Genomic DNA, 26888 nt, shown 5'->3' on the forward strand with positions numbered 1-26888 from the left:
GCGGGACGTCGCGCGATCACACCGGTCCGGCGGCCCCTACAGTCCGGTCATGGATGATCTGCAGGCCGTTCTCGCCTCGGCCCGAAGCCACGCCCTCGGCGATATCCCGCGGCGGTCGGCCCGCAGACAGCCCACCAAGACCGCGATCATCGACGGTGACGTCAGCCTGACCTTCGCCGAGTTCGAGCGGCTCGTCGACAGGGCGACGGCTGCGCTGGGAGACAACGGATTCGGTGTCGGTGATCGGGTTGCAGTGCTGGCTCACAACTGCTGGCAATACGCGGTGCTGGCATTCGCCACGGCGCGCGCCGGCGTGGTGCTGGTCCCGATCAACTTCATGCTCACCGCCGAGGAGATCTCCTTCATCCTTGCACACAGCAAGGTGACCGGGTTCCTGGTCGAGGCCGACCTGACCCCGACCGCCGAGGCGGCGATGCGCGCGAGCGGGACCGCTGCGGCGACGGCCGCGCTGGTGCTGCCCGGGCAGACACTGCCCACGGGCTGGTCGGACTTCGATCAGTGGCTCCAGACCGATTCGGTCGCCCCGAGCCCGCACATCGATGACGACCAGATGATCCGCCTGATGTACACCAGCGGCACCGAGTCGCACCCCAAGGGCGCCATGCACTCGACGCGCAGCCTGATGGGCAACTACATCAGCTCGATCATCGCCGGCTCGATGGAAGGCGCCGATGTGGAGATCCACTCGCTGCCGCTGTACCACTGCGCGCAGCTCGACAACTTCCTGATCACCGACATCTACCTCGGCGCCACCAGCATCATCCTGCCCACAGCCGACCCCGAGCTGGTGCTGCGCACCATCGAAAAGTACGGGGTGACAAACTACTTCGCGCCGCCGACGGTGTGGATCTCCCTGCTGCGGTCGCCGGTGTTCGACCAGGTGGACCTGTCCAGCCTGCGCAAGGGCTATTACGGTGCCTCCGCCATGCCGGTGGAGATCCTGGCCGAGATGCGCGAGCGGCTGCCGAATCTGCGGCTGTGGAATTTCTACGGTCAGACCGAGATGGCGCCGCTGGCCTCAGCCTTGGGGCCCGATGAGCAGGACGCGCATGCCGGCTCCGCGGGTCGGCCGGTCATCAATGTGGAGACCGCCATCCTCGACGACGACAATGCACCGGTCGAACCCGGTATGGTCGGCGAGATCGTGCACCGCAGCCCACATCTGATGCTCGGCTACCTCGATGATCCGGCCAAGACCGCTGACTCGTTCCGGGGCGGGTGGTTCCATTCCGGGGACCTCGGCTACTACGACGAGCACGGCCTGCTGCACGTGGTGGATCGCAAGAAGGACATGATCAAGACCGGCGGAGAGAATGTGGCCAGCCGCGAGGTCGAAGAGGCCATCTACCGACACTCCGGTGTGGAGGAGGTGGCCGTGTTCGGTGTGCCGCATCCGACGTGGGTGGAGGCCGTGGTGGCCGCGGTGGTCCCCCGTGACGGCAGTGAGCTCACCGAGGACGATGTGGTGACCCACTGCCGCACACTTCTGGCCGGATTCAAGACGCCCAAACAGGTGTTCTTCGTGGATGCACTGCCCAAGAATCCCAGCGGCAAGTTGCTCAAACGCGTGCTACGTGACCAGTTTGACAACCGAGGGTGATGACGACCTCGTTGGGGGCTCCCTGGGTGTGGGCACCCGTAGCGGTCCTCCAGGTCGTCGAAATCAAATGTGTGATTGTCCATCACACGGTACTGACGAGCACACGGCACAATGGATCACCTTTGGCGCCCACCTGCGGATCCGCCTATCGAGGTGCACACCGCCCCGTACCCGCGTAACACCTGCCAGCGTGTGACATTCCCGGTCAGCGGGCGGACTGGTGGGCGCGTGAATCGGCACAACCTAGGCTGCGCTGCATGCCCACCGGGACAAAGCCGTTCACCGATCCGGGCATCTATCCGAAGGTGGAGACATGACCGGCTCCCGACTTCTCTATGACCCCTCCGTGCCCGAGTTTCAGACCCAACTGTGGGATGTCTACCGCAACATGCGAGACGACCATCCGGTGTACCAGGACCCGCACGGCCAGTTCTACGCACTCACCCGATTTTCCGATGTCTGGGCCGCGTCTGCCGACCACGCGACGTTCTCCAGTCAGGTCGCCGAAGCGAACGATCTGCTGCCCCAACTCATTTACATCGACCCACCCCGGCACGCGGCGCTACGCAAACTCGTCTCCCGGGCCTTCACCGCGCGACGGGTGGCCGCCATGGAAGACGATATGCGCAAGTGCATCGGGCGCCTGCTCGACGGCATCGGCGCCGATGACAACTGCGAATTCCAGCATGACTACGCCGCGGTGATTCCCAGCGTCGTGGTCGGTGGCATGATCGGGCTCGACGACCAGTACCCCGAGCCGATGCGCAGGTGGACCGAGGCGTTCATCGGCCCGGCAGACACCGGCGAACCTCTCGAAGCCGCGATGAACATCTACGCCATGTTCGCCGAATTGCTACAGGAGCGACGCCGCAGCCCGCGCGAAGATCTGATGACCGCGCTGCTGGACGCCGAGATCGACGGTGAACGGCTTAACGACCAAGAGCTGCTTGGATTCTGCCTGCTGCTGGTTCTGGGCGGCAACGACACGACGGCGAGCCTGATCGGTTCGGGCACCGTACTTCTGCTGCGGCACCCCGAGCAGCGCGATCTGGTGCTGAAGGACCCTTCACTGTGGCCATCGGCCATCGAGGAGATGCTCCGGATCGAAGCGCCCACTCAGGCATTGCCTCGGACGGCCACCCGCGACGTGAGCCTGCACGGTGTCCTGATCCCGGCGGGTGCCCGGGTGATGTTGGTGTGGGGTGCGGCCAACCACGACGACCGTGAGTATCCGGATCCGGAGCGATTCGATGTGACGCGACCGGTACAACGTCACGCCTCGTTCGGGCACGGCGTTCACTTCTGCATGGGATCCGGGTTGGCCCGCCTGGAGGCACGGCTGGCCTTCACTGAGTGGTTCCAACGCTTCCCCGCCTGTGAATTGGCCGATGAACCCGAACGGATCACGTCCGTCTGGGCCCGCGCATTCAACTCGATTCCCCTTTCGTTGGGGTAACAGCGGAGCGCACCGATTGTTGCCCGCTGGGCGGGATCGGCACATCCGAGTGGGTGCCTGCCTCGCTACCGTGCGCGTAGACGTCGATGCCGCCCGATCCGCGCCGGCCTTGCGTGCCGATGACGACGATGACCGAGGGGATACAAGCCCGTGAGTTCAGCCCCGTTCACGGGCCGCATCGCCCGTTTCGACGAGCCCGGCAAACCGTTCGCGATCGAGACGGTCACACTGCCCGACATCAACCCCGGCGAGATTCTGATCAGGGTCACCCGGGCCAACATCTGCGGCTCGGACGTGCACGCCTGGCACGGCACCTTCGCCACCCGCGGCCTCGGCGGGCAGCTGCCCACCGTGCTGGGTCACGAGATGGTCGGTGTCGTCGCGGCTCTGGGTGACGGTGTGAACGCCGACTCCAACGGCAAACCGCTGGCGAGCGGAACGCGGGTGGTGTTCCCCTACTTCTTCTGCTGCCACACCTGCCGCAACTGCCTGGCCGGGCGTCGCAACGCCTGCCTGAACCTGAAGATGGCCATGCTGGGCCGCGCCGATGAGCCACCCTACTTCGTCGGCGGATACGGGGACTACTTCGTGTTGCCCGCCGGTGCGGTGGTCTACACCGTCCCCGACTCGGTGTCCGATGCCGTCGCCGCCGGTGCGAACTGCGCACTGTCGCAGGTGATGTACGGCCTGGAGCGGATCGACCAGCAGCTCGGTGAGTACGTCGTGGTGCAGGGCGCCGGCGCACTCGGGTTGTACGCGGCGGCGGTGGCCAAGGCCCGCGGCGCGGCGAAGGTCATCGTGATCGATGGCGTTCCCGAGCGTCTCGAACTGGCCACGGCGTTCGGCGCCGACGCGGTCATCGACATCACCGAGGTCACCACCGAGAAGGAACGGGCCAAGATCGTCCGCGCGCTCACCGACGGGCAGGGCGCCGACGTGGTGGTCGAGGTGGTCGGGCATCCCTCGGCCATCGACGAGGGTCTCAAACTGCTCGGGCAGTTCGGCCGGTACGTCGAAATCGGCAACATCAACATCGGCAAGACCTTCGAGTTCGACCCGTCGCGTTTCGTGTTCGGCAACAAGACGATGGTCGGGGTGTCGCTGTACGACCCGGCGGTGCTGTCCCGTGCGCTGGACTTCCTGGCGGCTTATCAGGACGAGCTGCCCTTCGAACGGCTGGCGGCGGCCTGCTACTCCCTCGACGACATCAACGATGCGTTCGCCGCAGCCGAAGACAAGCGGGACGTCCGCGCCAGCATCCTGCCCTGATACGCCACGTGCCCAGACAGCGAATCCCGGAGATCGATTGATGAGCAACCACGACTACCACCGCACCGAGCTCTACATCGACGGTGAATGGGTCGCCCCCACCGGGACCGATGCCATCGAGGTGATCAACCCGGCCACCGAGCGGGTGCTCGGCGTGGTGCCCAGCGGCACCGACGCCGATGTCGATGCCGCCGTCGCCGCCGCCCGTAAGGCCTTCGATCCGAACATCGGCGTCGCCGAGCGACGCGAACGCCTCGACGCGGTGATCACCTCCATGGAGAAGCGGCTGCCCGACATCGCCGAGACCATCACCTCCGAGATGGGTGCGCCGATCCGCATCGCGCAGTCCGTGCAGACCCAGGTGCCACTGGCAGTGGCACGCGGATTCGCCGACGCGCTGGCGACTTTCGAGTTCGAAGAGCGCATCGGCAACTCGCTGGTCACCCGCGAGCCCTACGGCGTGGTCGCGGCCATCACACCCTGGAACTACCCGCTGTACCAGGTGGTGGCTAAGGTGATCCCGGCGATCGCGGCGGGTTGCACGGTGGTGCTCAAGCCCAGCAACGAGGCCCCGCTGTCGGTGTTCGAGTTCGTCGAGTCGCTGCACGATTCCGGCCTGCCCCCTGGCGTGGTGAACCTGGTGTCCGGCGCCGGCCGTGTCATCGGTGAGCGGCTCTCCGAGCACGCAGACGTCGACTTCGTCTCGTTCACCGGTTCCACCGGTGTCGGCAGCCGGGTGGGTGAATTGGCCGGCAAGACCATCAAGAAGGTGGCCCTGGAATTGGGCGGCAAGTCCGCCAACGTCATCCTCGACGGCGCCGACCTGACGACCGCGGTGAAGGTCGGTGTCGGCAACGCGTTCCTCAACGGCGGCCAGACCTGCATGGCCTGGACCCGCATGCTGGTGCCGCAATCGCGCTACGCCGAGGCGCTCGAGATCGTCGAATCGGCCGTCGCCAAGTACACGGTGGGCGATCCGACCGATCCGGGCACCCGATTGGGCCCGTCGGCCTCGGCAGCGCAGCAGCAGACCGTGCTCGGCTTCATCGAACGCGCGCCCGGCGAGGGCGCCCGACTGCTGACCGGCGGCGCACAGAAGATTCGCGACGTGGGTTACTACGTGGCTCCGACGGTGTTCGCCGACGTCGACCCGGAATCCGAACTGGGCCAGGAGGAAGTGTTCGGCCCGGTGCTGGCCGTCATCCCGTTCGGCGACACCGATGAGGCGCTGGAGATCGCCAACGGCACGCCGTACGGGCTGTCCGGTGCCGTCTGGGCAACCGATGAGGACACCGCGGTGGCGTTCGCCCGGCAGGTTCAGACCGGTCAGCTGGACATCAACGGCGGCAAGTACAACCCCGCCGCACCGTTCGGCGGCTACAAGAAGTCCGGCATCGGCCGCGAACTCGGCCGGATCGGGTTCGAGGAATTCCTGCAGATCAAATCGCTGCAGCTGCCGTGAACCCGTCCCCTCGAAAGCCTGGAGACCCGTCATGTCGATAGCCACCGAGCCGCTCCGCATCACCACCACCGGTTCGGTGCAGACCTGGACCATCAATCGCCCCGAGCAGGGCAACGCGATCACCGGCAAAGACGTCATCGCGGCGTTCGAGGCCGCGGCCGAGCAGGCCAACGCCGACACCGGACTGCGCGCCGTCATCCTCACCGCGGAGGGCAGAATCTTCTCCGCGGGCGGCAATGTCAAGGAGATGGCCGACGGCCAGGGCATGTTCGGTCTCGCGCCGATCGAGCAGCGGTACGCCTACGTCGACGGAATCCAGCGCATCCCGCGTGCGCTGGGCCGGCTCGAGGTCCCGCTGATCGCCGCCGTCAACGGTGCCGCCATCGGTGCGGGCTGCGATCTGGCGATGATGTGCGATATCCGGGTCGCCTCCGAACGCGCCTCGTTCGCTGAGAGTTTCGTGCAACTGGGCCTGATCCCGGGCGACGGCGGCAGTTGGTTCCTGCAGCGCGCCATCGGTTATGAGCGGGCGGCCGAGCTGACCTTCACCGGTGACCGCATCGACGCCGTCACCGCGCTGGACTGGGGCATGGTGAGTCGCGTTGTCACCCATAACGATCTGCTGACCGCCGCCAACGAGCTCGCCGACCGCATCGCCAAGAATCCGCCGCATTCGCTGCGGATGGCCAAGCGGCTGCTGCAGGAATCCCGCACCGGCTCGCTGGAGTCCACGTTGGCGATGGCCGCCGCCATGCAGCCGCTGGCGCACGCCGACACCGAACATCAGCAGCGCATCGCACGCTGGCGGACTGTCTGATGGCCCGATCACGACTGGTCCCGCCGGCAACCACCGACCTCGCCGATACCGCGGCGCTGCGGGCCGAGGTCCGCGACTTCCTGGCCGAGCAACTGGCCGCCGGGACCTTCATCCCCTCGGTCGACGCCTGGTTGTGCGGCTGGGACGAAGCCTTCACCACTGCGCTGGCCGCGCGCGGCTACCTCGGCATGACCGCCCCCGAAGAATATGGCGGCCATGGCCGTTCGCACATCGAACGGTTCGCCGTCACCGAGGAGCTGCTGGCCGCCGGCGCCCCGGTGGCCGCGCACTGGATCGCCGACCGCCAGATCGTGCCTGCGCTCCTCAAGGACGGTACTGAGGCCCAGAAACGGGAGTTCCTCCCGAAAATCGCTGCGGGCGAATGCTTCTTCGGTATCGGGATGAGCGAACCGGACTCGGGATCCGACCTGGCCAGCGTGCGCACCAAGGCCACCCGCGTCGACGGCGGCTGGTCGCTGTCAGGCACCAAGGTGTGGACGTCGGGGGCCCATCGCGGACATGCCTTCATCGTGCTGGCCCGCACCGCCCCCGTCGACCCCGCCCACCGGCACGCCGGCTTGAGTCAGTTCATTGTTCGCTTCGACGGACCCGGTGTGCAGGTGCGCCCCATCGTCTCGATGAACGGTGGGCACCACTTCAACGAGGTGATCCTCGATGAGGCTTTCGTCGCCGAGGACATGGTGTTCGGTGAGATCGGCGACGGGTGGCGACAGGTCACCTCGGAGCTGGCCTTCGAGCGCAGCGGACCCGAACGTGTGTTGTCCACGTTTCCCGCACTGAGCGCTGTCACCGAAAACATTGTGCAGCAGAATATCTCGCCCGATGCGGAATTGGGCCGGCTGGTGGCGCGGGTGGCCGGGCTGCATCAGATGTCGACCGCGGTGGCCGGGGCACTGGAACGTCACGAACCCGCCGACGTAGCCGCCGCAGTGGTCAAACTGCTGGGCACCTCCACCGAGGGTGACATCGCCGATTTCGCCGATCTGCGCGTGGGCGACGACACGGCCGTCGACCCGCGGCTGCGTGAACTGGTGGCCGTCGCGGTCGACCAGCGACCCGGCTTCACCCTGCGTGGCGGAACGACCGAGGTATTGCGCGGTGTGATCGCGCGTGAATTGGGGATGCGATGACTGTCTCGGAACCCGGCTCTGAGATCAGCAGCGAGGTCAGTATCGGGACCGACACCGTCGACCCCGATCTGATCGAGATGATGGATGCGGTGTTCGCGGCGCACCGCAAGGACCATGGTGCCCCCGGCGCGGTGGGTCTCGACACTGAATTGTGGTCCACCCTCGGCGAACTGGGTCTGGTTCGACTGACCGGATCGTCGGATCACGGCGGCAGCGGCGCCGGCTGGGCGGAGGCCGCCGAGCTGCTCGCCGCGGCCGCCCGCCACGGGGTGCGCGTACCGCTCGCCGAACACGACCTGTTGGCCTGCTCGCTGCTCGCGGCGGCCGGACTGCCCGTCGACGACACGCTGCGCACGGTCTGCGTGCTCGACGCGGCCGGCACCGCGACGGGGGTGCCGTGGGCGCAGGCCGCCGGCCGCGTTGTCATAATCTTTCCCGTCGGTGACGGGCACGGGCACCGCGTCGCCGATGTCGACGCGGCGGCGCTGACCATCACCGCCGCGACCAACATGATCGGCGAGCCGCGCGACACCGTCACAGTCGATATCGCGGTGCTGCAGGCCGACAGCCGTGCCATCGATGACGCGCTTGTCGAGCAGTTGCGGTTGAAATCCGCTCTTGTGCGCGCGATCCAGGTCTGCGCTGCGCTGGACGCCGCGCTCGAGCTCACCATCGAGCACACCTGCTCGCGGGTGCAGTTCGGGCGGTCGCTGTCGAAGTTCCAGGCGATCCAGCACATGGTCGCCGATATCGCCGCCGAGGCGGCGTTGGCGCGAGCGGCCACCGACGCCGCCCTCAACGTCGCGATCACCAGCCGCTGGACGGCGGCCAATCTCGGATTCCTGGTCGCGGTGGCACGATCCTGCGCCGGGCATGCCGCGTCGGTGGTGGTGCGCAACGCCCATCAGGCGCACGGCGCCATCGGCACCACCGTCGAACACCGGCTGCACGAATACACCAGGGCGGCACTGGCGTGGCGTTCGGAGTACGGTTCGGTGGCCCACTGGGACGAGGCGGTGACCAGGGCTGCCGTCGCTGCCGGCACCGCGGGACTCTGGCCGCTGATCGCTGACTGAGCCGAGACTGTTCGGTGTTCCACTGACCGGGCACGACCGTGTCAGCGCTCACCCGGCAACGGTTGACTCCATGGCATGACCCCCCAGATCACGCTGCCGGAGATTCACGAGTTCATCGCCAGTTTCTGGTACCACTACGACCAGGGCCGGTTCGATGTGCTCGCCACCTACATCGCCGACGATATGCAGTACCTGAGCCGGTCCGATTCCGGGCAGTGCCCGTTCGAGGAACTGCTGGCCGCCGAACTCAACGGCGGCTCCGAGGTGCTCGCCTGGCTGACCCAGCACCGCGACGAGAACCCGTACCCGCTACGGCATCACGCCACCAACATCTTCCGCACCGGCACCGACGGCGGGGCGACCCTGGTGCGGTTCTACCTTTACGTCAACCAGGTCACCAACAACGTGCCGTTCGACGTGTCCTCCGGCGTCGTGGATGTCGCCGTTCGCCGAGTTGGTGACGCGTTGGTGCTCAGCTCGATGACGGTCGTGCTCGATGCCGAGGATTCGATCCCGTTCGCCGAGCACCGGGCCAAGCTCGCCGCCACGAACGCCTGATCGTGGCTGCTGACGCACGCGACATCTTCGGCGGCGGCCTGGCCGTCATCACCGGGGCCGGCGCCGGTATCGGCGCCGGGCTGGCACGACACGCCCACCGTCTCGGCATGTCCGTCGTGCTGGTCGACGTCGACGAGACCGCGGCCACGGCGTTGCGTGACGAGTTGGTCGCCGACGGCGGGACGGCACACGTCACGGTGTGCGATGTACGCGACGCCGAGGCGATGGTCCAGTTGGCCGAACAGGTCTATTGCGATATCGGCCCGGTGCGACTGCTGGTGAACAACGCCGGCATCGAACAATTCGGTTACCTGTGGGACACCCCGGTAGCCAATTGGAATCGGGTGATGGAGATCAATGTCAGCGGGGTGTTCCACGGTGTGCGGGCGTTCCTGCCCAAGATGATCGGCGCCGCCACCCCCGCCTGGGTGTGGAACCTGTCCTCCATCGGCGGGGTCGCCGCCGTCCCGTTGCAGGCGCCCTACATCGTGAGCAAGCACGCGGTGCTGGCGCTCACCGAGTGCCTGCGACTGGAGGTGGAGTTGGCCGGGCACAGCGACTTCATCCGCGTGCAGGCGGTGCTGCCGGGCGCGGTGAAGTCGAACATCTTCGAAGCCGCCGGCGGGGTGGACTCCGCCGCGGCGGGCACCGCGGTCGCGGCGGCCGAGTCCCAGCGCGCAGCGATGCTCGACATCAAAGCTGCGGCAATGGATCCCGACGAGGCGGCCGAGGTGGTCTTCGAGCAGTCCGCACAGGATGCGTTCTATCTGCTGACCCAACCCGAATACGTCGGATCGGCGATGGCCGAGCGTGCCCACACCTTGACCACGCTGACCGCCCCGAAGCTGCGCACCACGCGTCGCTTCGATCCGGCCCAGCACTGAGCCCGCGCCAGATGCCCACTCCGTACCGACCCACGCTCGACCCCGACGCTGCGGCCCGTGTCGCGGCCTTCGGACCGCCGACGCCGATTCGGAAGCGTGGACTGCAAGCGGTCCGTGACTCCCTCGAATCCGCCCCGCCACCGGAGGACATACCGGAGATGGCCGACATCTCCGATACCGAGGTGACCGGGCCGGGTGGCCCGATCCCGGTACGGATCTACCGCCCGGTCGCCGCTGCCGACCCGCAGCCGGTGATCGTTCATCTCCACGGCGGCGGCCTGGTGATGGGTTCGAACCATTCGTTCGAGCCGATGGCGCGGGCGCTGGCGGCGGCCAGCGGGGCCGCCGTCGTCGCCGTCGACTACCGGCTGGCTCCGGAGAACCCGCCGCCCGCACAGTTCGATGATGCCTTGTCTGTCATCAACTGGGTTGCCGCTGAGCATGACTCTTTGGAACTCGATCACGACAAGATCGTCATCTGCGGCGACAGTGCCGGCGGCGGTGTCGCCGCCGCGGTCGCGCTGGCGGCGCGCGGTGGGGGCGGACCTCGGCTGTTCGCCCAGGTGCTGCTGTATCCGGGCGTAGACCGCGATATGGCCGCGCCGTCGGTGGTGAACAACCACGATGCACCCATGCTGGTGCACGATGACATCGTCTATCTGCACGAGCTCGCCGATATGGGCGCGGGGCCACCGCACGATATCCGGCGGGTACCGGCCTATGCGACCGATCTGACCGGCCTGCCGCAGGCAATCGTGGTCACCGCCGAACTCGATCCCATCTACGACTGGGGTGAACGCTATGCCGGTCGGCTGCGCGAAGCCGGTGTGCAGACCACTCTCACCCGGTACCCGGGTATCTATCACGGTTTCCTGATGCGGTCGGAGGCCACCGCCCGCGGTCGGCTGGCGATGGCCGAGACCGGCGCACTGTTGCGCGCGAAGTTCGCCAACCCGTTACTCGCCGCCCCTGCAACGCAGCGAAGACAAGGCTGACCAACGTCCCGATGGCCGGACACTGCGGGTTCGAGCATCGCTGATGCCGCCCACAATTGGGCACAGCAACGGCGTGTAGTTCGCCGGATCTATCAAGAAGGAGTGCCTGTGATGCTCACCGACGAGCGGCGGATGGAGCTGTCCGACATTCTGCGGCCCGCATCGCCGCCCCGCGAGGTCGACAATGTGTACACCGAGGACCAGCGGGACCGGCTGCTGAATGTGGTACGCGAGAACGCGCCGTGGAATCTGATCATCGCGCAGCACTTCTCGTCACCCGAGGAACTGATTGCGACGATGAGCGGAAAGTTCCCCGAGGGGTTCACCCCGACGCTGGACCTGTTCCTCACCCCGACCTTCCGCGGGTTCCTGGCCAACTACGGCACCGTGCTCTACCCGGAGCTGCACGACTGCTTCTACAACGCCCAGTTCTTGGAGCAGGCCAAGTCGTACTGGGGCGCCGAGTACGCCAAACCGCAGATGATGCTCTTCAACATCAACGGCCCCTGCGCCAACCGCGACCCGGGCCACCTGGACTCCCCCAGCTTCCGCGGTGTGCGGTACGAGAATGCGCCGACGTGGTTGCCGAGCGTGATGGGCAAGTCCGGCCTGTTCCAGGATTACCTCATCAAGATGGCACAGGTGATCACGTGGTTCTCGCACGACCCCGGTAGCGGTTTCACCTACTGGCCCGACGGGCCGCTCAAGGAGCCTCGTCGGATTGTGCCCCCGGTGTACAACCGCGGTGTCGTGGTGCAGAACGAGATGCTGGTGCATCGTGGTGAGGCCAACGGTCCTCTGGATCAGCAGGTCCCGGCCGGTCTGGACTTCCACACCGTCTTCGCCGGTGACCCGGAGTCGAGCGAGCACTGGGTGCTGCGCAACGATGACACGGTGATCGCCCGGCACCACACTGACGAGCTGCGGTTCCTCGTTCATTGGTCTGCCGAGGTGTTCGAGGACTACGACGAGCTCAAGAAGAACATGGACCATTCCGATGACCTGACGATCGACAAGGCCATCGACATGATGGTCGACGATCTGAGCAAGAAGGGCATCAAGCTCGACATTCCGAGCGCTCCCCTGCACGACGCCGCCTTCATCGGTGCGCTCAACGCCGGCTACGACCTCGGCGGCCCGGCCATCTACCCGGAAGAAGCTCCGCTGAGCGCCTTTCAGCTCAGTTGACGTCGCATCGGACACACTGGCCCCGGAGTCCGTAGGGAACTCGGGGCCAGTCGATGCTCCGACCCGCGCGGTCAGGTCTGCCGACCGGACGGCTCACCGACCGCAGATGTCCTGTCACCTCCGATGATCGATTCAACACGTCGAGCGAACTCGCACACTCGGTCGCCGATGGCCCTCACCCCCTCGGGGGGCAGCTCCCTGTATGGCTGCGCCGACACCGTGAGCATGACCTTGCCGGTGTGGTCGAAAACGGGTGCCGAGATCGTGGCGAGGGGAAACTGTCCGATGGTCGCGAACTCGCCAGGAAGAAAGTCGACGACCGTCAGATCGCCGACGGCACCCGCCAGCCTCACGGCTACCGGGCCGGGCTCGCCGCCGTCCTCCACCGCGAGTAACGCCGCATAAACCTTCAGCAATGGATCGCTGAGCCGTTCGATGCCATATCCGCGGTCCTGAATTTCCTTGAGGACCTTCGGCATTCGCGCACGATACACGTCGTTGACGGGTCCGGCCCCTTCCATCCACTGCGTGATAGCGGCCGGCGGCGCCCATGCTATGAACTCGCGTCCGAACGGTGCGACAAAGGGCAGCCGCTGGCCGGCTTGAACGTGCGGACGTATCTCGTCGGGACTCGCCGAATCGATGACGGCGATGTGACGGCCCCGTACCTCGGAGATACACGCGGCCATATCCAGTTCCCCGCACAACTCACGCAGCGGGCCACGAAGCTTGGAAGTGACTGGTAGGGACGACATTTGAATCCTCGGAAAGCCGGTACCGATCGAGAATGTCCCATTCAGTGGGTCACGCGTCGCCCAATCGCAGGCGCACAACGTGGCCATGATGGCGTGCCCTGTCGATCTACTGATCCGCAGTTGACGGCATATTTCGGCCAGTGACAACGGGGTTCCGACATGCTCGGCCAACAGTTCCACGACGTCGACTACGCGTCGCGTCGGCGGCGACGGCTCTTGACCGCGGGGCGTGTCCAGATCTACGTTGGTGTTCATATATTCGGAGCCTATAACGAATATTCGACACTTTCTATCCCCGGAGGGATCCATGCCGGCAGGCGCGTTGCTCATCGATGATCTGGTGAATCCGATGCTGACGGTGGAACAACAGAACATTCTCACTCAGTTGGACAGCGTCACGGTCGATCTGGATCCCGAATTATTGATCCGCGAGGCAACGGGCAACACCGGCCTTTCCGACTTCGGAGACGACGGCTTCCGGGAGCGCTTGAATGTCTATGCGAGCACCGCAGATTCCGACAGTGGGAACACCAACCTGAATCGCCTGATCCTGCGGAATCGCATCGTGCGACTGCTCTCACAGCGGTTGCTGCTCACCGACCTCCTTCGCCGGAACCCCGAGATCCACGACATCGAGATTGATAGACCCATCATCGTTGTCGGACTTCCCCGTTCGGGCACAACCCATCTGGTGAACCTGATCGCAGCCGACACCAGGCGACGAGCATTGCCGTATTGGGAAAGTCAAGAACCCTTCCCACACCCAGGCGAAGGCCCGGACATCAACGGTATCGACCCCCGGTTCGCCCGCAGCATGGCCGAACATGAAGCAGCGATGACGATGACACCGCTCGTCCAGGCCATGCATGACCGCTTCCCTCAGGCGATCGAAGAGGAAGTCGAACTCCTCGACCTGGACTTCGCCAGCTACGTCGTGGAATGGCACGCGCGGGTGCCGCGGTGGCGGGACTTCTATCTCACGCTGAACCAGCATGCCCACTACGCCTACCTGAAGACAGTTCTGAAGGCGCTGACTTTCCTGCGGGGCCCCCGGCAATGGGTACTGAAGTCGCCACAACATTGTGAGCAACTCAGGCCGTTGATGCATACCTTCCCAGATGCGACTGTCGCCTTCACACATCGGGATCCGGTCGCAGTCATCCAGTCTGCCGTGACCATGCTGGCCTATGGAGATCGCATCCGCCGCAAAGAGATCGACCCGGATGGACTCGTCGACTACTGGATCGACCGCATCGAGCAGCTACTGCGAGCATGCGTGCGCGACCGGGACTCGGTTCCCCCCGACCAGAGCATGGACATCTCGTTTCATCACCTCAACGGCAGTGAGATGGACATCCTGAGCACGCTGTATGCGATGAACGGCACCGCGCTGACCGCAGAGGCGAAAGCCGGCTTTCAGAGCTACCTCGACGACAACCCGCGGGGCAAGCACGGCAGTCTGCGCTACGACCTCCAGGGACATTTCCGACGATCGCCGGCGCAGGTTCGCGAGCGTTTCGGCTTCTACTTCGACCGCTTCGACGTGCGGGAGGAGGTGTGAGCGCCTACCAACCCGTCTATCTCAGTCGCCCCGGGGCCGGCGACATCGTCGGCGCCGGCGCTCCCGCGCAAGAGGTCAGCCCCGGCATCTGGATGTCGCCGGGGCTGTCCAACTCGTTCATGCTGACGACCGACGCCGGACGGATCGTGCTGAACACCGGAATGGGCTTCGAAGGTCCGGTGCACCGAGCCAACTACGACGCCGTCGACCCCGCACCGATTCGCTACGTCATCCTGACGCAGGGACATGTCGACCACGTCGGGGGCCTCGATTCCTTGACCGACCCGGACAGTGAGATCGTCGCCCAGGCGAATTGGAAGACCTGGCGTCGCGACAATGACCTGTTGGCGGCGTTCCGCGCGCAGAACTCGTCCTTCGCCTGGCTCGACAAGGTGATGGCGGCGGTCGAGTTCACGTCGGCGCGATTCGGAACGGTTCCGCCACAGAGTGTCCCGACCCCGACGATCACCTTCGACGACAACTTCGTCATCGAATTGGGTGGCCGCGTCCTCGAGCTGTACGCCACACCCGGTGGCGAAACCACCGACAGCCTGGTGGCGTGGCTCCCCGACGAGGGTGTCTGTCTGTGCGGCAACGTTTTCGGAGCACTCTTCGGCCACATTCCGAATCTCGTCACGATGCGTGGCGACCGCTACCGCGATGCGCTGACGGTCATCGAATCCATCGACCGGGTACGCGCGCTCGGAGCAGAAACGCTTCTCACCGGACACTTCGGCCCGATCACCGGCGGAGACCGCATCGAATGGGAGCTGACGCGGCTCCGGGATGCCGTGAGCTACATCCACGACCGCACCGTGGAAGGCATGAATGCCGGCAAGGACGTCCACACCCTCATGCGCGAGGTCATGCTCCCGCCCGACCTCCAGGTCGGCGAAGGCTACGGCATGGTCCGCTGGAACATCCGCGCAATCTGGGAGAACTACGCCGGCTGGTTCCACCACCAATCCACCGCGGAACTGTATGCCGAGTCACCTCGCCGTACCGAATCTGACCTGCTCGACATCGCCGGAACGCCCGCAGTTCTCGAGCGCGCGCGATTGCTGCTGGACGCGGGCGAACCCGTACGAGCGATTCGACTCGCCGACTTCGTGTACCACGCCGAACCCGACAATGCGCAGGCCGCACAGGTGTTGATCACCGCACACGAGACGCTGCTGCGCGAGAGCGCCAACTTCTGGGAAGCCGCATGGCTGCGCAAACGAATCGAGGAACTGGCATGACCAACCGCTTGGCTTTCGACTTCACCGGCGCCACAGCACTGGTCACCGGCGGCACGAGCGGCATCGGCCATGCGACGGCAACGCTGCTGCGGGACAGCGGCGCGCACGTCACCATCACGGGGACCAGAGCCGAACCCGACGACTACGACGCCGTCGACTTGTCGGGGCTGCAGTATCGCCAACTGTCGTTGACGGACCCGGCCGGCATCGACGCACTCGCCGATTCGTTCACCGAGCTGGACATCCTGGTCAACAACGCAGGCGCCAACTTTCCCGGGGGTCTCGACGAATCCACCGCAGAAGGGTTCACCGCCTCGGTGGAGGTCAACCTGCTGGCACCGTTCCGGTTGACCGAACGTTTGCACGGTGCACTCGCGGCCTCGAACGCCGACGGGGGCGCAAGCGTGGTGATGTTCGCCTCGATGGCCGCGATACGGGCCGTCCCAGTCGTTCCCGGATACGGGTCCGCGAAGGCCGGGATACTGTCGCTCACCCGAAACCTCGCGGCACAGTGGGCAAGCGACGGTATCCGGGTCAACGCCGTGGTGCCCGGGCTCGTCGCCACCCGCATGACCGCGCCGATGGACTACGTGCCCGACATCAAGCAGGAGCAGATCGATCACATCCCGCTCGGCCGGTTCGCCGCGCCAGAGGAGGTTGCCAGCCCGATCCTCTACCTGTGCAGTGCCAATGCGTCCTACACCACCGGATCCGCGCTTGTCGTCGACGGCGGTTACAGCGTGCTGTGAGTACCACCGGTAAGTACTCCTGACCAGGCCATCGACGAGAAGGAAAGCATCACCGTGAGAGCCGCCATCATCACTGCGCCCGAGAAGACCGAAATCGTGGAAGTGCCCACCCCGGTGGCAGGTCCTGACGACGTGCTGGTCAAGATCCGCGCCTGCGGCATCTGCGGGTCAGACAGCCTCTACATCTCCATCGGCGGATTGCCGCCGCATCAAGGCAGCATGCCGATCGGGCACGAACCGGCCGGCGAGGTCGTCGAAGTCGGCCAGAATGTCCGCGACATCGCCGCCGGCGACCGTGTGGTCATCAATCCCATGGCCATCCCTGACGACATCATCGGCAACGGCGGGTCAACCGGCGCCCTCGCCGACTTCCTGTTGATCAGAAACGCAGTCCGCGGGCACAGCCTCTGCGTCATCCCCGAGCACATCCCCTTCGAGGTCGCTGCGCTCAACGAGCCGATGGCGGTGGCCCGGCACGCGGTCAATCAGGTGGCACCTCTTCCCACCGACCAGGTGCTGGTGTTCGGCGCGGGCCCGATCGGTCTGGGCATCGTGATCTCGTTGAAATCGGCCGGCGTGAAGCATGTCGCGGTCGCCGATATTCTGCCCGAGCGGCTGGACAAGGCGTTGCAAGTCGGCGCCGACGCCGTCATCAACTCCGCCGTCGAAGATCTGCCGACGCGACTGATCGAGCTGCACGGTGCAGGTGATTCCCTCTGGCCCGACCGGGCGGGAACGGACATATATCTCGATGCCGCTGGTGTTCCGGCAGCGATCAACTCCGCTTTCGGTCTCGCCCGACGAGGCGCCAGAATCGGTGTGGTCGCGGTGCACAAGGAACCAGTCACCCTCGACCTGATGAACGTGATGAGCAACGAGCTGACTGTCGTCGGGTCGATGGGTTACCCCACCGAGATCTTCGAAGTGACCGAGGACATCGTCGATAACTGGGAGACATACCAGCTGATCATCAGCCACACCTTCGACTTCGACGATCTCGACGAGGCATTGCGCTGTGTCTCCACTGCAGGCGCAGCCGACAAGGTCATCATCACACTTGCGTGATCAGACGCTCACCGCGGGAAGGGATGGCACGTGCCGACACAGGCGAACACCACGGCGGCGGACACGATCACGAGGTACGTGGAGCTGCTTCAGTCCGGCAGCGCGGATGACCTCGTCGCGCTGTTCGCCGACGATGCCACGGTGGAGGATCCCGTCGGAAGCGACGTCCGCTCCGGCCGGAAGGCCATCCGTGAGTTCTTCGCCACGTTGGAAAACCTGGACCGCCGAACAGAGCTGACCCACCTTCGGGTCATCGGCGATGAAGCCGCGTTCGTCTTCACCATCACGTTCACCGTCGGAGACACCCCGATGTCTCTGCAACCGATCGACACCGTGGTGTTCGACGACACCGGCGCAATCGCCTCCCTGCGTAGCTATTTCGCGGCTTCGGATGTGATCACCGGCTGACCGGTGAACGCCACTGGGTCAGCAGGTGCGGGTACCTACGCGCGCCCGGGAGTCCGCCGGAAATCTGGATCGGCGCCCGTTGCCAGCGCGGCGTCCGCTCCGGCACGTCGTCCGCTGAACACGCAATCCGATATCGACAGGCCACTGACGTAGCCGTTGGAACACACGCCGACGGCATTGCGGCCGGCGGCATACAAGCCCGTCACGGTGCCGCCGTCACGATGGACAACCGCACCCGTGTTCTCATCCACAACCAGCCCGCCCAGGGTCAACCCGGGAATGGGGTAGAACATCGACGAGCCGGCGGAGATATTGATCGAGTAGAACGGTCCTCGCTCCATCGGCCGGCACAGCGCCGCGTCCTTGTGCCCCGGATCGCCTGTTCCACTTCCGATCCCGCGATTGTAGGCGTCGATGGTGTGACGCAGTCCGACGGCGTCGATACCGTTCTTGGCGGCGATACCCTCGACCGTGGCCGCCTTCTTGTGTCCGATTGTCAGCAGATACCACAACTGCAGTCGTTGGAATATCTGGGTCTGATCCTTGATCTGCGTTCTGATCTTCCGCCAGGTAGCGGCGTCGTAGATCGCCCAGCCGGTACCGCCGAAGTCACGCATCAGCACGTCACCGTGGGTGGCGCCGTAGAGGTCTTCGTTGGCGATGCGCCGCCCGTTCGCGCCGACGGTGAGGCCTTCCAGGAAAGCGCTGGGCGGGGACAGGAATCGCCACGCGGTGACGTTGCCCATCTTGTCGGTCACTCCTCCCGCGTCCAGCCCGAGTTGGATTCCGGTGCCGTCGTCACCGGCGGTGCCCAGCGGGGAGATCTTGAGGAAGTCCGGCGCATAGGCGGACATCCACTGACGGTTGTGGACGAATCCGCCCGCCGCCAGAATCACGGCCCCGGCCCGAGCGTGGGTGTCGATGCTGTGCCGCGCGCGCAACCGTTCGGCGCGGTTGACGACGCCCTCGATCAGACCCGGCATCCAGGTGCCCAGTTTCCCAGTGGCTTTGGCGACGGTCCGGTGTTGTCGCGCACTGCGGTGAGCGGGGTCCAGCACCCGGTAACGGACTCCGGTGACCCGGCCGTCGTCGGCCTGGACCAGGCTGTGCACCTGCGCGAGCGGGATGAAGTCCACGCCCTTCGCCAGCGCCGAATCCCGCAGGCGTTCGAAAAGAACTCGCCCGGAACTCATACCCGGAGCAAGCACGCGGTGACCGCGCGGGGCGGGTTGCGCGTGCGCTGAGTACGGATAGGCCTTCTCGTTGCCCGAGAAGTACAAATAGTGGCTGTCTGTGGGGTACGAGGTCTTGTATTCGGGCACCTGACCGCCCCGGAACTCGACGCCCTGCGCCTTGAGCCAATCGATCATCGCCGGGCTCTGTTCGCAGAAGCGGGTCAGCGTTTCGGCTGAGACGGCACCGGCCACTTCCTGCGTGAGGTAAGCCTGCATGTTCTGCGCGCTGTCCGGATATCCACCCGCCTGTTGTTCGGCGGTGCCGGCACCGGCATAGATGATCCCTCCCGAGTACGCCGTCGCTCCGCCCCCGTAGCCGCGGTCCAGCACCAGCACCCGCGCGCCACGGTCGGCGGCTTCTATCGCCGCAGCGGCGCCCGCGGCCCCGAACCCGACCACGATGACGTCATACTCAAAACCTGTCGGCATCTGCTCCCCCACGGTCGTCGGAAATGGTTCGGAGACCGAACTCACAGGACGGATTCGCCGTCGAGAACCCGTAGTGCGCCCTGGCGCACTCCCGCCTCGATGGACTGGCGCAGGTCCGGACACAGCGCAAAGCGTGCGTCCCGCGCCGACACGAGCGCATGACGATCCCGTGGCGCATCGCGGCGTCGGGCACAGCGCGCGACAGACTCCGCATCCCATTGCACACTGGTCTGTTCCCAGCTGCTCTTGCGGGCCAGCACCTGCGCGCCGCATGATCCGCAGACGACCGGCGTCATCGGCGCGTCGCGCAGCCGGTCGTCCGGCCGGACACTCATTTGGTGATACCTACCAACCTGGGCATCCGGTTGGCGGCCAGGTTCTCCTCCACCTCTTTCATCCACGCCTCGCGCGGACGCGTCGTGTCGATCTCGAACTCGAAGCGGTTGACCATGTCCGGGGTGACATCGGCGATGTCCACATAAAACTGTTCGTACCAACGTCGCAATTGGTAGACCGGACCGTCCTCCTCGCACAGCAGCGGATTGTCGATGCGCGCTTTGCGACGCCAGATGTGCACGTCCTGTTCGAACCCCATCTTGACGAAGTCACCAAGAGCCACCGCCATTTGCGTGGCGACATCGTCCGGCACAGATTCCGACTTCTCGACCGTGATGCCGTACTGCAAGACGAACGAATTCTGGTCGATGGGATAGTGGCAGTTGAGCAAGACCGTCCGTTGATCGCCGTGCTCGTAGTGATACGTCAGATCATCGATCATGAACGACGGTCCATGATACGAAGCGACAGAGGTCGTTCCGAGGATCTTGGCGCCCTCCCCGGACCCGAGGTCGGGCCTGCCGACACTTTCGTAGTACTGCGTCGCGGTATGTCCCTCGAAGATGTTCTTGAAGCCGGTCGGCAGGCCGCCGTGGATGTAGAAGAAGTGAGCCATATCGACGACGTTGTCGATGATTTCGCGGCAGTTGGTGTCGACAACCGTGGTGTACCAATGCCAGTCAGTCCAGTTGTCGCTGCCCACACCCTCGATCAGCGGGATGGTGACGTCGGCCGGCGGCGCCTTCTTCTCCGGATCGTTCCACACGAAGAGCATGCCGTCCTGCTCGAGCGTCGGCCACGCCGCGGTGCGCGCGAGCTTGGGCACCCGACGGCTGTACGGGATCTGCTTGCAACGACCGTCTCCGCCCCAGCGCCAGTCGTGAAACGGACACGCGATCTCGTTTCCCTTCACTTCACCGTCGGACAGGTCACCGCCCATATGCCGGCAGTACGCGTCCAGGACGTTGAGCGTGCCGTCCCCGCCTCGGAACACGACGAGCTTGGTGCCGAAAGCATTGATGGAGTGCGGGGTGCCGTCGCCGAGTTCACGGATGAGCCCCAGGCAGTGCCACCCACGCGCGAACCTGGTAGGAGTTGCCTGCGCCTCGATCTGACGAACGTCTCCGGCACCGTCGGGCTGCAACGATGTCATTTCCGACCATCCTGTTCGTTGGTTGGGTGGATGAATCCGTTGTAACACCGGCACTCTCGGCCTGACTGCCTCGTGTTCCACTGACCGGTCACCGTTGCGGCCGGGATCACCGAGCGGCCCCAGAATCGAACGGTGACCGATCCCCAGAACATCACCGTCGATCTGCTGGTCGTCGGCTCAGGTACCGGCATGGCCGCGGCACTGGCCGCGCACGAGCTGGGTCTCTCGACACTCATTGTGGAGAAGACCCAGTACGTCGGCGGGTCGACGGCCCGCTCCGGGGGCGCCTTCTGGCTGCCCGGCAGCTCCGTCCTCACCGATGCCGGTTCCGCGGACACTCCCGACAGTGCACGCCTCTACCTCGAGACGCTGGTCGGTCAGGACGCTCCGGCCGAACGGACCCACGCGTTCGTGGACCACATCCCGGCCACCATCGACATGCTGCGCCGCACGACGCCGATGAAGTTCATGTGGGCCAAGGGGTATTCGGACTACCACCCGGAGAAGAGCGGCGGCAGCGCGGTGGGCCGCACCTGCGAGTGCCGGCCGTTCAACACGGCAGTGCTGGGGCCCGAACTCGCCCGGCTTCGTCCCGGCGTGATGAAGTCGTCGTTCCCGATGCCAGTCACCGGCGCCGATTACCGCTGGTTGAACCTGATGGCGCGGACACCGCGTAAGTCCTGGCCGCGCATCATGCTGCGCGCCGCTCAGGGTATCGGCGGGCTCATGGTGCGCCGGCGCTATGCCGCCGGTGGGCAGGCGCTGGCTGCCGGGATGTTCGCCGGCGTGCTCCGAGCCGGAATCCCGGTGTGGACCGACTCGACGGTGACAGAACTGATCACCGACGGTCAGCGGGTGAGCGGCGCGCTGGTGCAACGCGATGGCACCCCGGTGACCGTGACGGTCAGTCGCGGCGTCGTGCTGGCCACCGGCGGTTTCGACCACCAGATGAGCTGGCGACACAAATTTCAGTCCGAGCGCCTCGGCGAACACCACAGCCTCGGAGCGGAGGGCAACACCGGGGATGGCATCCGGTTCGCGCAAGACCTGGGCGCCGGTACGGCATTGATGGACCAGGCATGGTGGTTCCCGGCGTTCGCGCCGCTGCCGGGCGGTGACCCGACGGTGATGCTGGCCGAGCGCTCCCTGCCCGGGTGCCTGCTCGTCGACCAGAACGGTGAACGGTTCATCAACGAGGCCACCGACTACATGTCGTTCGGCCAGCGGCTGCTGGCGCGCGAGCAGGCGGGCAACCCGGTCGAAGCAATGTGGATGATCTTCGACCAGAAGTATCGCAACAGCTACCTGATGGCCGCCGAGCTCTTTCCGCGGATGCCGATCCCGCAAAGCTGGTATGACGCGGGAATCGCGCACCGCAGTGAGGATCTGGAAGCGCTTGCTCGTCTGATCGGCGTCGATCCCGCGACTCTCGTGACGACGATGGACCGGTTCAACGGGCTCGCGGACGCCGGCGTGGATGCCGACTTCCAGCGCGGCGCCAGCGCCTACGACCGCTACTACGGCGATCCGACAATTGTGCCCAATCCGAATCTGCGCCCGCTGGGGTCCGGTCCGTTCTACGCCGTCAAGGTCGTGCTCAGCGACCTGGGCACGTGCGGCGGGGTGCGCGCCGACGTCCACGGACAGGTGCTTCGCGAGGATGGATCTGTCATCGACGGCCTGTACGCGATCGGCAACACGGCGGCCAATACCTTCGGCAAGACCTATCCGGGTGCGGGTGCCACCATCGCGCAGGGCTTGGTCTACGGCTACATCGCGGCGCGACACGCCGCAGGCCGAATCTCCTGAGCCGACTTCGGATCAGCCCTGCGAATGCCCGCCGTCGCGGATGCCCTCGGCGTCTTCGGCGGCGATTCGGCGTTCGACCTCGTACCAGTATTCACGCACCGGGAACTGGACACCTTCGGGTCCGTTCTCGCCGAACGTCTCCTCGACGGCGTCGAGATCCTTGATCATCTGGAGGGCGAGTTCGCGTTCCGCCGCGTAATACTGCTCGGACCACTTCAGCGCCAGCCGCGCATAGGCCCATGCAGGTTGCTCGCTGGTCCAACGAACCTCGGTCGCCGCAGACTGCTGGAGTTGCTCCGCGTAGGCCGCATGCTCAGCGAGGATCTCACGGAGCCGCCCCGGCTTCAGCAAGTGCCCGAGCATCACTCGCAGCATCGGGTTGTGCTTCAGGCTGGGCGGTTCGACCGGTTCGTCATTGATCCAGCGGCTGACGGCGGCCTGGCCGTCGTCGGTGATCTTGTACATCCGACGACTCCGAACTCCGGCGTCGACGCGTGAACTCACCAGACCCAACCGCTCCAAACGCTTCAGTTCGGAGTAGATCTGACTGTAGGCAGGACTGGAATAGAAGAACCGGATAGCCCAGTTGATCCACTTCTTGATGTCGTAGCCCGAGAGCTCATCGCCGCTGGTCAACAGGCCCAGCAGGGCCCATCCGGTGGGTGACACATTCAACCCATCGGGCTCACCTGCGGCGTGTTCCGTCACCGGCCAAGGCTAGCAATGTGACCGGCCCGAAGGCCTGCTACTACCGCTCACCGGGAGGACGCGTTGCGTCCATCCGCACCCGACATGGATCGTGGCACCCGACGTGAAGGTCGGCGTGAACAGCTTGGGAGATGTATGACTGCTCAACCCGGTGGCGATGTCATCACACCCGCGGGCCCGGAGATGCGCCGCGTGCTCGGGCACTTCTGCACCGGTATTGCCGTCATCACCGCGCACGACGGCGACCGCCCCATCGGCTTCACCTGCCAGTCGGTCACCTCGGTATCACTGGATCCGCCCTACATTTCGTTCTGCCCGTCCAGCGCGTCGATCAGCTGGCCCTCGATCCGCGACGTCGGCTCCCTGTGCGTCAACATCCTTGCTGCCGAACAACGCGATGTCTGCGTGCAGTTCGCCACCCGCGGTGATGACAAGTTCGCCGGTGTCACCTGGAATCCCGGCGTGAACGGAGCCCCAGCCCTGGACGGCGCGCTGGCGTCGGTGGAGGCCGATATCGAGTTCGAGCATGCCGCCGGTGATCACACCATCGTCGTCGCCCGGGTCACCGGACTTTGGGCGCACGAGGAACGACGTCCGCTGCTTTTCTACCGCGGCGGTTACGGAGCATTCCAAGGGGTAGCCCATGCCTGAGTTCGATGCCGAGTTCGACGTCATCGTCGCCGGATCCGGCGGTGGCATCACCGGCGCGTATACCGCTGCCCGCGAGGGACTTTCGGTGCTGTTGGTGGAGGCGACCGACATGTTCGGCGGCACCACCGCCTACTCCGGTGGTGGTGGTGTGTGGTACCCCTGCAACCCGGTCCTGCAGCGCGCAGGCACCGACGACACTTTGGACGAAGCACTCACCTATTTTCACGCTGTCGTCGGCGACCGCACACCGCGCGAACTGCAGGAAACCTATGTCCGCGGTGGTGCCAAGTTGATCGAATATCTGGAACGGGATCCGGCGTTCGAGTTCACGGTGCTGCCGTGGCCGGACTATTACGGCTCGGTGCCGGAGGCCCGCAACGACGGCTACCGGCATACCGTCCCGCTGCCGGTCCCCGACTCCGCCCTCGGCCGCTACGCCGGGCAGGTGCGCGGACCGTTGGACACCGAGCGCCTCGGCGCCGAAGCACCCGACCTGTTGGTCGGCGGGCGCGCCTTGGTCGGCCGGTTCCTCGCCGCACTCGACAAGCTGCCGAACGTCACCTGCCTGCGGAACGCACCATTGACGGACCTCATCACCGAGCGCGGCGCGGTCGTGGGAGCGGTCATCGAGCACGACGGTTCGCCGGTGCGGGTCGGGGCCCGTCGCGGAGTGCTGCTGGCCAGCGGCGGATTCGAACAGAACGCGGTCATGCGCGCCCAGTACGGCGTGCCGGGCAGCGCGACCGACACCATGGGCGGGCCGGGCAGTACCGGCGAGGCACATCGCGCCGGCATCGCCGCCGGCGCGGACGTCGACCTGATGGATCAGGCGTGGTGGTCGCCCGGATTGACCCATCCCGACGGCCGGTCGGCGTTTGCGCTGTGGTTCACCGGTGGCATCTTCGTCAACCAGCAGGGTCGCCGGTTCGTCAACGAATCGGCCCCCTATGACCGCATCGGCCGCGACATCATCCGCCAGATGCAGGACGGCTCCATCACTTTGCCGTTCTGGATGGTCTACGACAACCGGGACGCCGGTGTTCCGCCGGTCAAGGCCACCAACGTGTCGATGGTCGAGCCCGAGAAGTACCGCGCGGCGGGCCTGTGGCACACCGCCGACACCCTGGCCGCATTGGCGGAGGCCATCGGCGTGCCGGCCGAGGAGTTGGAAGCCACCGTTGAGCGATACAACACGCTGGCAGCCACCGGCGTCGACGACGACTTCGGCCGTGGCGGTGAGGCCTACGATCGGGCATTCAGCGGGGGTGAGTCCCCGATGGTCGCCATCGATACCCCGCCCTACCACGCGGCCGCGTTCGGGCTGTCCGATCTGGGGACCAAGGGCGGGCTGCGGACCGACACCCACGCACGGGTGGTGCACGCCGACGGTACGCCCATCCCGGGGCTGTATGCGGCCGGCAACACGATGGCGGCGGTGTCGGGCACGACCTACCCCGGCGGCGGTAATCCGATCGGCGCCTCGATGCTGTTCAGCCACCTCGCCGCGCTGGACATGGCTGCGCAGGTCACCGTGCAGTGAGCGAGCCCATCAGCGCCGAGTACGCCCGTCGGATCGAAGAACTCTACGGTCCACTGACGCAATCGCTACGCAAGCTCATCGACGTCGTGATCCGCAGCCAGGCCGGTGACGACGACGTGACGCGGGCACATGGTTTGATCGACCAAGCGGCGGCACTACTGGGTTCACGGCTCGATGACGAACCGTTCGGGGTGCGAGCCACCACCGAAGGCGGGATCCTCACCTGGGGAAACGTCGCTATGGGTGTACGTAACGCGATCGCTTTCCCGCTGCAGATCGAACACGACGAAAGCGGCAGGGCGAGTGCAGATCTGCTACTCGGAGCGCCCTACGAGGGCCCACCCGGGCACGTGCACGGCGGCGTCTGCGCGCTCATCCTCGACCACGTGCTCGGCGCCACGGCGCATCGACCGGGAAGACCGGCATTCACCGGCACACTGAACCTGCGCTACATGGCACCCACCCGGCTCGGCAAGCTGCGGGCAGAGGCGTGGATCGACAGCGAAACTGAATCGAAAACGATTGCCGTAGGCGAACTCTGGGACGCTGACGGCGTCCTCACAGTTCACGCCGAAGGCGTCTTCATCAGACCGAAAGCAAAGACATGAGAGTCGACTCGTCAACCGAACCTGCGGTCGAGGGGTGGTTTGCCTTCGATGACGCTGGTGATCCTCATCTGATCGGCGGTAAGTGTTCTCAGTGCGGGACCTTTGTGTTCCCGCCGCGGGCCAACAACTGCCCCAATCCCGGGTGTGACGGTGACGAGCTGGC

The 26888-nt window shown here is 65.7% G+C and carries 26 protein-coding genes; 21 read left to right on the forward strand and 5 right to left on the reverse strand.

The genetic code is table 11. The features are described 5' to 3' along the window. Positions 1 to 49 precede the first annotated feature (49 nt). The 11 genes from FHR72_RS25910 (at position 50) to FHR72_RS25960 (ending at position 12477) form a co-directional block, all read left to right on the forward strand. Positions 50 to 1621, forward strand: a complete 1572-nt coding sequence (locus FHR72_RS25910) for an acyl-CoA synthetase (RefSeq protein WP_183474337.1) — start codon at positions 50 to 52, stop codon at positions 1619 to 1621. 313 nt (positions 1622 to 1934) lie between these two features. Beyond that, positions 1935 to 3077 (forward strand): cytochrome P450, encoded by a 1143-nt coding sequence (locus FHR72_RS25915; protein ID WP_183474340.1) that lies wholly within the window; start codon positions 1935 to 1937, stop codon positions 3075 to 3077. Between the two features lie 150 nt (positions 3078 to 3227). Further along, positions 3228 to 4346 carry a zinc-binding dehydrogenase gene (locus FHR72_RS25920; protein ID WP_183474343.1) on the forward strand — a complete coding sequence of 373 codons (1119 nt, stop codon included), beginning with the start codon at positions 3228 to 3230 and terminating at the stop codon, positions 4344 to 4346. A 40-nt stretch (positions 4347 to 4386) separates the two neighbouring features. Further along, the gene (locus FHR72_RS25925; protein WP_183474346.1) at positions 4387 to 5808 is read left to right on the forward strand and encodes an aldehyde dehydrogenase family protein; all 1422 of its coding nucleotides are present in this window, start codon (positions 4387 to 4389) and stop codon (positions 5806 to 5808) included. Between the two features lie 31 nt (positions 5809 to 5839). After that, complete coding sequence (locus tag FHR72_RS25930) at positions 5840 to 6625, forward strand: crotonase/enoyl-CoA hydratase family protein (RefSeq protein ID WP_183474349.1); 786 nt, start codon at positions 5840 to 5842, stop codon at positions 6623 to 6625. Continuing rightward, complete coding sequence (locus FHR72_RS25935; protein WP_183474352.1) at positions 6625 to 7776, forward strand: acyl-CoA dehydrogenase family protein; 1152 nt, start codon at positions 6625 to 6627, stop codon at positions 7774 to 7776. Before FHR72_RS25930 ends, FHR72_RS25935 begins: the two co-directional genes overlap by 1 nt. Continuing rightward, positions 7773 to 8852 carry an acyl-CoA dehydrogenase family protein gene (locus FHR72_RS25940; RefSeq protein WP_260156270.1) on the forward strand — a complete coding sequence of 360 codons (1080 nt, stop codon included), beginning with the start codon at positions 7773 to 7775 and terminating at the stop codon, positions 8850 to 8852. The genes FHR72_RS25935 and FHR72_RS25940 overlap by 4 nt, the downstream gene beginning before the upstream one ends. 75 nt (positions 8853 to 8927) lie before the next feature. Further along, complete coding sequence (locus FHR72_RS25945; RefSeq protein ID WP_183474355.1) at positions 8928 to 9410, forward strand: nuclear transport factor 2 family protein; 483 nt, start codon at positions 8928 to 8930, stop codon at positions 9408 to 9410. Between the two features lie 2 nt (positions 9411 to 9412). Beyond that, positions 9413 to 10294, forward strand: a complete 882-nt coding sequence (locus FHR72_RS25950) for an SDR family oxidoreductase (RefSeq protein ID WP_311736260.1) — start codon at positions 9413 to 9415, stop codon at positions 10292 to 10294. Positions 10295 to 10305: 11 nt separating this feature from the next. Then, positions 10306 to 11289 (forward strand): alpha/beta fold hydrolase, encoded by a 984-nt coding sequence (locus FHR72_RS25955; protein ID WP_183474358.1) that lies wholly within the window; start codon positions 10306 to 10308, stop codon positions 11287 to 11289. Between the two features lie 111 nt (positions 11290 to 11400). Then, on the forward strand, positions 11401 to 12477 hold the full coding sequence (locus FHR72_RS25960) for a hypothetical protein (RefSeq protein WP_183474419.1): 1077 nt from the start codon (positions 11401 to 11403) through the stop codon (positions 12475 to 12477). Positions 12478 to 12548: 71 nt separating this feature from the next. Here the strand turns inward: FHR72_RS25960 and FHR72_RS25965 are convergent, their stop codons facing one another. Further along, on the reverse strand, positions 12549 to 13487 hold the full coding sequence (locus FHR72_RS25965; protein ID WP_183474361.1) for an IclR family transcriptional regulator: 939 nt from the start codon (positions 13485 to 13487) through the stop codon (positions 12549 to 12551). A 52-nt stretch (positions 13488 to 13539) separates the two neighbouring features. On the opposite strand from FHR72_RS25965, the gene FHR72_RS25970 reads away from it, so the two are divergent. Genes FHR72_RS25970 through FHR72_RS25990 form a run of 5 tightly spaced genes read left to right on the forward strand, consistent with a single transcriptional unit; the run spans position 13540 to position 18256 of the window. Then, positions 13540 to 14793, forward strand: coding sequence for a sulfotransferase family protein (locus FHR72_RS25970; RefSeq protein ID WP_183474363.1), 1254 nt, complete (start codon positions 13540 to 13542; stop codon positions 14791 to 14793). Next, on the forward strand, positions 14790 to 16034 hold the full coding sequence (locus FHR72_RS25975) for an alkyl sulfatase dimerization domain-containing protein (protein WP_183474366.1): 1245 nt from the start codon (positions 14790 to 14792) through the stop codon (positions 16032 to 16034). The genes FHR72_RS25970 and FHR72_RS25975 overlap by 4 nt, the downstream gene beginning before the upstream one ends. After that, positions 16031 to 16783, forward strand: coding sequence for an SDR family NAD(P)-dependent oxidoreductase (locus FHR72_RS25980; RefSeq protein ID WP_183474369.1), 753 nt, complete (start codon positions 16031 to 16033; stop codon positions 16781 to 16783). Before FHR72_RS25975 ends, FHR72_RS25980 begins: the two co-directional genes overlap by 4 nt. A 54-nt stretch (positions 16784 to 16837) precedes the next feature. Continuing rightward, positions 16838 to 17848, forward strand: a complete 1011-nt coding sequence (locus FHR72_RS25985) for a zinc-dependent alcohol dehydrogenase (RefSeq protein WP_183474372.1) — start codon at positions 16838 to 16840, stop codon at positions 17846 to 17848. 30 nt (positions 17849 to 17878) lie between these two features. Beyond that, positions 17879 to 18256: a nuclear transport factor 2 family protein gene (locus FHR72_RS25990; protein ID WP_183474375.1), complete on the forward strand. Its 378-nt coding sequence runs from the start codon at positions 17879 to 17881 to the stop codon at positions 18254 to 18256. 35 nt (positions 18257 to 18291) lie between these two features. Here the strand turns inward: FHR72_RS25990 and FHR72_RS25995 are convergent, their stop codons facing one another. Genes FHR72_RS25995 through FHR72_RS26005 form a run of 3 tightly spaced genes read right to left on the reverse strand, consistent with a single transcriptional unit; the run spans position 18292 to position 21409 of the window. Next, positions 18292 to 20043: an FAD-binding protein gene (locus FHR72_RS25995; RefSeq protein ID WP_311736261.1), complete on the reverse strand. Its 1752-nt coding sequence runs from the start codon at positions 20041 to 20043 to the stop codon at positions 18292 to 18294. Beyond that, positions 19962 to 20255 carry a hypothetical protein gene (locus FHR72_RS26000; protein ID WP_183474381.1) on the reverse strand — a complete coding sequence of 98 codons (294 nt, stop codon included), beginning with the start codon at positions 20253 to 20255 and terminating at the stop codon, positions 19962 to 19964. The genes FHR72_RS25995 and FHR72_RS26000 overlap by 82 nt, the downstream gene beginning before the upstream one ends. After that, entirely contained in the window at positions 20252 to 21409 is a 1158-nt protein-coding gene (locus tag FHR72_RS26005) for a 3-ketosteroid-9-alpha-monooxygenase, oxygenase component (protein WP_183474423.1), read from the reverse strand. The genes FHR72_RS26000 and FHR72_RS26005 overlap by 4 nt, the downstream gene beginning before the upstream one ends. 132 nt (positions 21410 to 21541) lie before the next feature. Between FHR72_RS26005 and FHR72_RS26010 the strand changes: the two genes are divergently transcribed. Then, complete coding sequence (locus FHR72_RS26010) at positions 21542 to 23218, forward strand: 3-ketosteroid-delta-1-dehydrogenase (RefSeq protein ID WP_183474396.1); 1677 nt, start codon at positions 21542 to 21544, stop codon at positions 23216 to 23218. A gap of 12 nt (positions 23219 to 23230) precedes the next feature. Here FHR72_RS26010 and FHR72_RS26015 read toward each other — a convergent pair whose 3' ends face one another. Continuing rightward, the gene (locus FHR72_RS26015) at positions 23231 to 23887 is read right to left on the reverse strand and encodes a PadR family transcriptional regulator (RefSeq protein WP_183474426.1); all 657 of its coding nucleotides are present in this window, start codon (positions 23885 to 23887) and stop codon (positions 23231 to 23233) included. 174 nt (positions 23888 to 24061) lie between these two features. Here FHR72_RS26015 and FHR72_RS26020 point away from each other — a divergent pair, with 174 nt between their 5' ends. The 4 genes from FHR72_RS26020 to FHR72_RS26035 all read left to right on the forward strand — a co-directional run. Next, complete coding sequence (locus tag FHR72_RS26020; RefSeq protein ID WP_183474399.1) at positions 24062 to 24577, forward strand: flavin reductase family protein; 516 nt, start codon at positions 24062 to 24064, stop codon at positions 24575 to 24577. Continuing rightward, positions 24570 to 26117, forward strand: coding sequence for an FAD-binding protein (locus tag FHR72_RS26025; RefSeq protein ID WP_183474402.1), 1548 nt, complete (start codon positions 24570 to 24572; stop codon positions 26115 to 26117). The genes FHR72_RS26020 and FHR72_RS26025 overlap by 8 nt, the downstream gene beginning before the upstream one ends. Further along, positions 26114 to 26725 (forward strand): PaaI family thioesterase, encoded by a 612-nt coding sequence (locus tag FHR72_RS26030; RefSeq protein ID WP_183474405.1) that lies wholly within the window; start codon positions 26114 to 26116, stop codon positions 26723 to 26725. Before FHR72_RS26025 ends, FHR72_RS26030 begins: the two co-directional genes overlap by 4 nt. Then, the coding region (locus FHR72_RS26035; protein WP_221194451.1) for a zinc ribbon domain-containing protein at positions 26722 to 26888 on the forward strand (167 nt) is incomplete at its 3' end. The genes FHR72_RS26030 and FHR72_RS26035, both read left to right, overlap by 4 nt.

This window comes from Mycolicibacterium iranicum (assembly GCF_014190915.1).
Taxonomy (GTDB): Bacteria; Actinomycetota; Actinomycetes; order Mycobacteriales; family Mycobacteriaceae; genus Mycobacterium; species Mycobacterium iranicum_B.

Bases quoted from the DNA above. Each gene is read 5' to 3' on its own strand.
- FHR72_RS25910 (WP_183474337.1), top strand. From the start codon at position 50: ATGGATGATCTGCAGGCCGTTCTCGCCTCGGCCCGAAGCCACGCCCTC.
- FHR72_RS25915 (WP_183474340.1), top strand. From the start codon at position 1,935: ATGACCGGCTCCCGACTTCTCTATGACCCCTCCGTGCCCGAGTTTCAG.
- FHR72_RS25925 (WP_183474346.1), top strand. From the start codon at position 4,387: ATGAGCAACCACGACTACCACCGCACCGAGCTCTACATCGACGGTGAA.
- FHR72_RS25930 (WP_183474349.1), top strand. From the start codon at position 5,840: ATGTCGATAGCCACCGAGCCGCTCCGCATCACCACCACCGGTTCGGTG.
- FHR72_RS25935 (WP_183474352.1), top strand. From the start codon at position 6,625: ATGGCCCGATCACGACTGGTCCCGCCGGCAACCACCGACCTCGCCGAT.
- FHR72_RS25940 (WP_260156270.1), top strand. From the start codon at position 7,773: ATGACTGTCTCGGAACCCGGCTCTGAGATCAGCAGCGAGGTCAGTATC.
- FHR72_RS25945 (WP_183474355.1), top strand. From the start codon at position 8,928: ATGACCCCCCAGATCACGCTGCCGGAGATTCACGAGTTCATCGCCAGT.
- FHR72_RS25955 (WP_183474358.1), top strand. From the start codon at position 10,306: ATGCCCACTCCGTACCGACCCACGCTCGACCCCGACGCTGCGGCCCGT.
- FHR72_RS25960 (WP_183474419.1), top strand. From the start codon at position 11,401: ATGCTCACCGACGAGCGGCGGATGGAGCTGTCCGACATTCTGCGGCCC.
- FHR72_RS25965 (WP_183474361.1), bottom strand. From the start codon at position 13,487: ATGAACACCAACGTAGATCTGGACACGCCCCGCGGTCAAGAGCCGTCG.
- FHR72_RS25970 (WP_183474363.1), top strand. From the start codon at position 13,540: ATGCCGGCAGGCGCGTTGCTCATCGATGATCTGGTGAATCCGATGCTG.
- FHR72_RS25980 (WP_183474369.1), top strand. From the start codon at position 16,031: ATGACCAACCGCTTGGCTTTCGACTTCACCGGCGCCACAGCACTGGTC.
- FHR72_RS26000 (WP_183474381.1), bottom strand. From the start codon at position 20,255: ATGAGTGTCCGGCCGGACGACCGGCTGCGCGACGCGCCGATGACGCCG.
- FHR72_RS26005 (WP_183474423.1), bottom strand. From the start codon at position 21,409: ATGACATCGTTGCAGCCCGACGGTGCCGGAGACGTTCGTCAGATCGAG.
- FHR72_RS26020 (WP_183474399.1), top strand. From the start codon at position 24,062: ATGACTGCTCAACCCGGTGGCGATGTCATCACACCCGCGGGCCCGGAG.
- FHR72_RS26025 (WP_183474402.1), top strand. From the start codon at position 24,570: ATGCCTGAGTTCGATGCCGAGTTCGACGTCATCGTCGCCGGATCCGGC.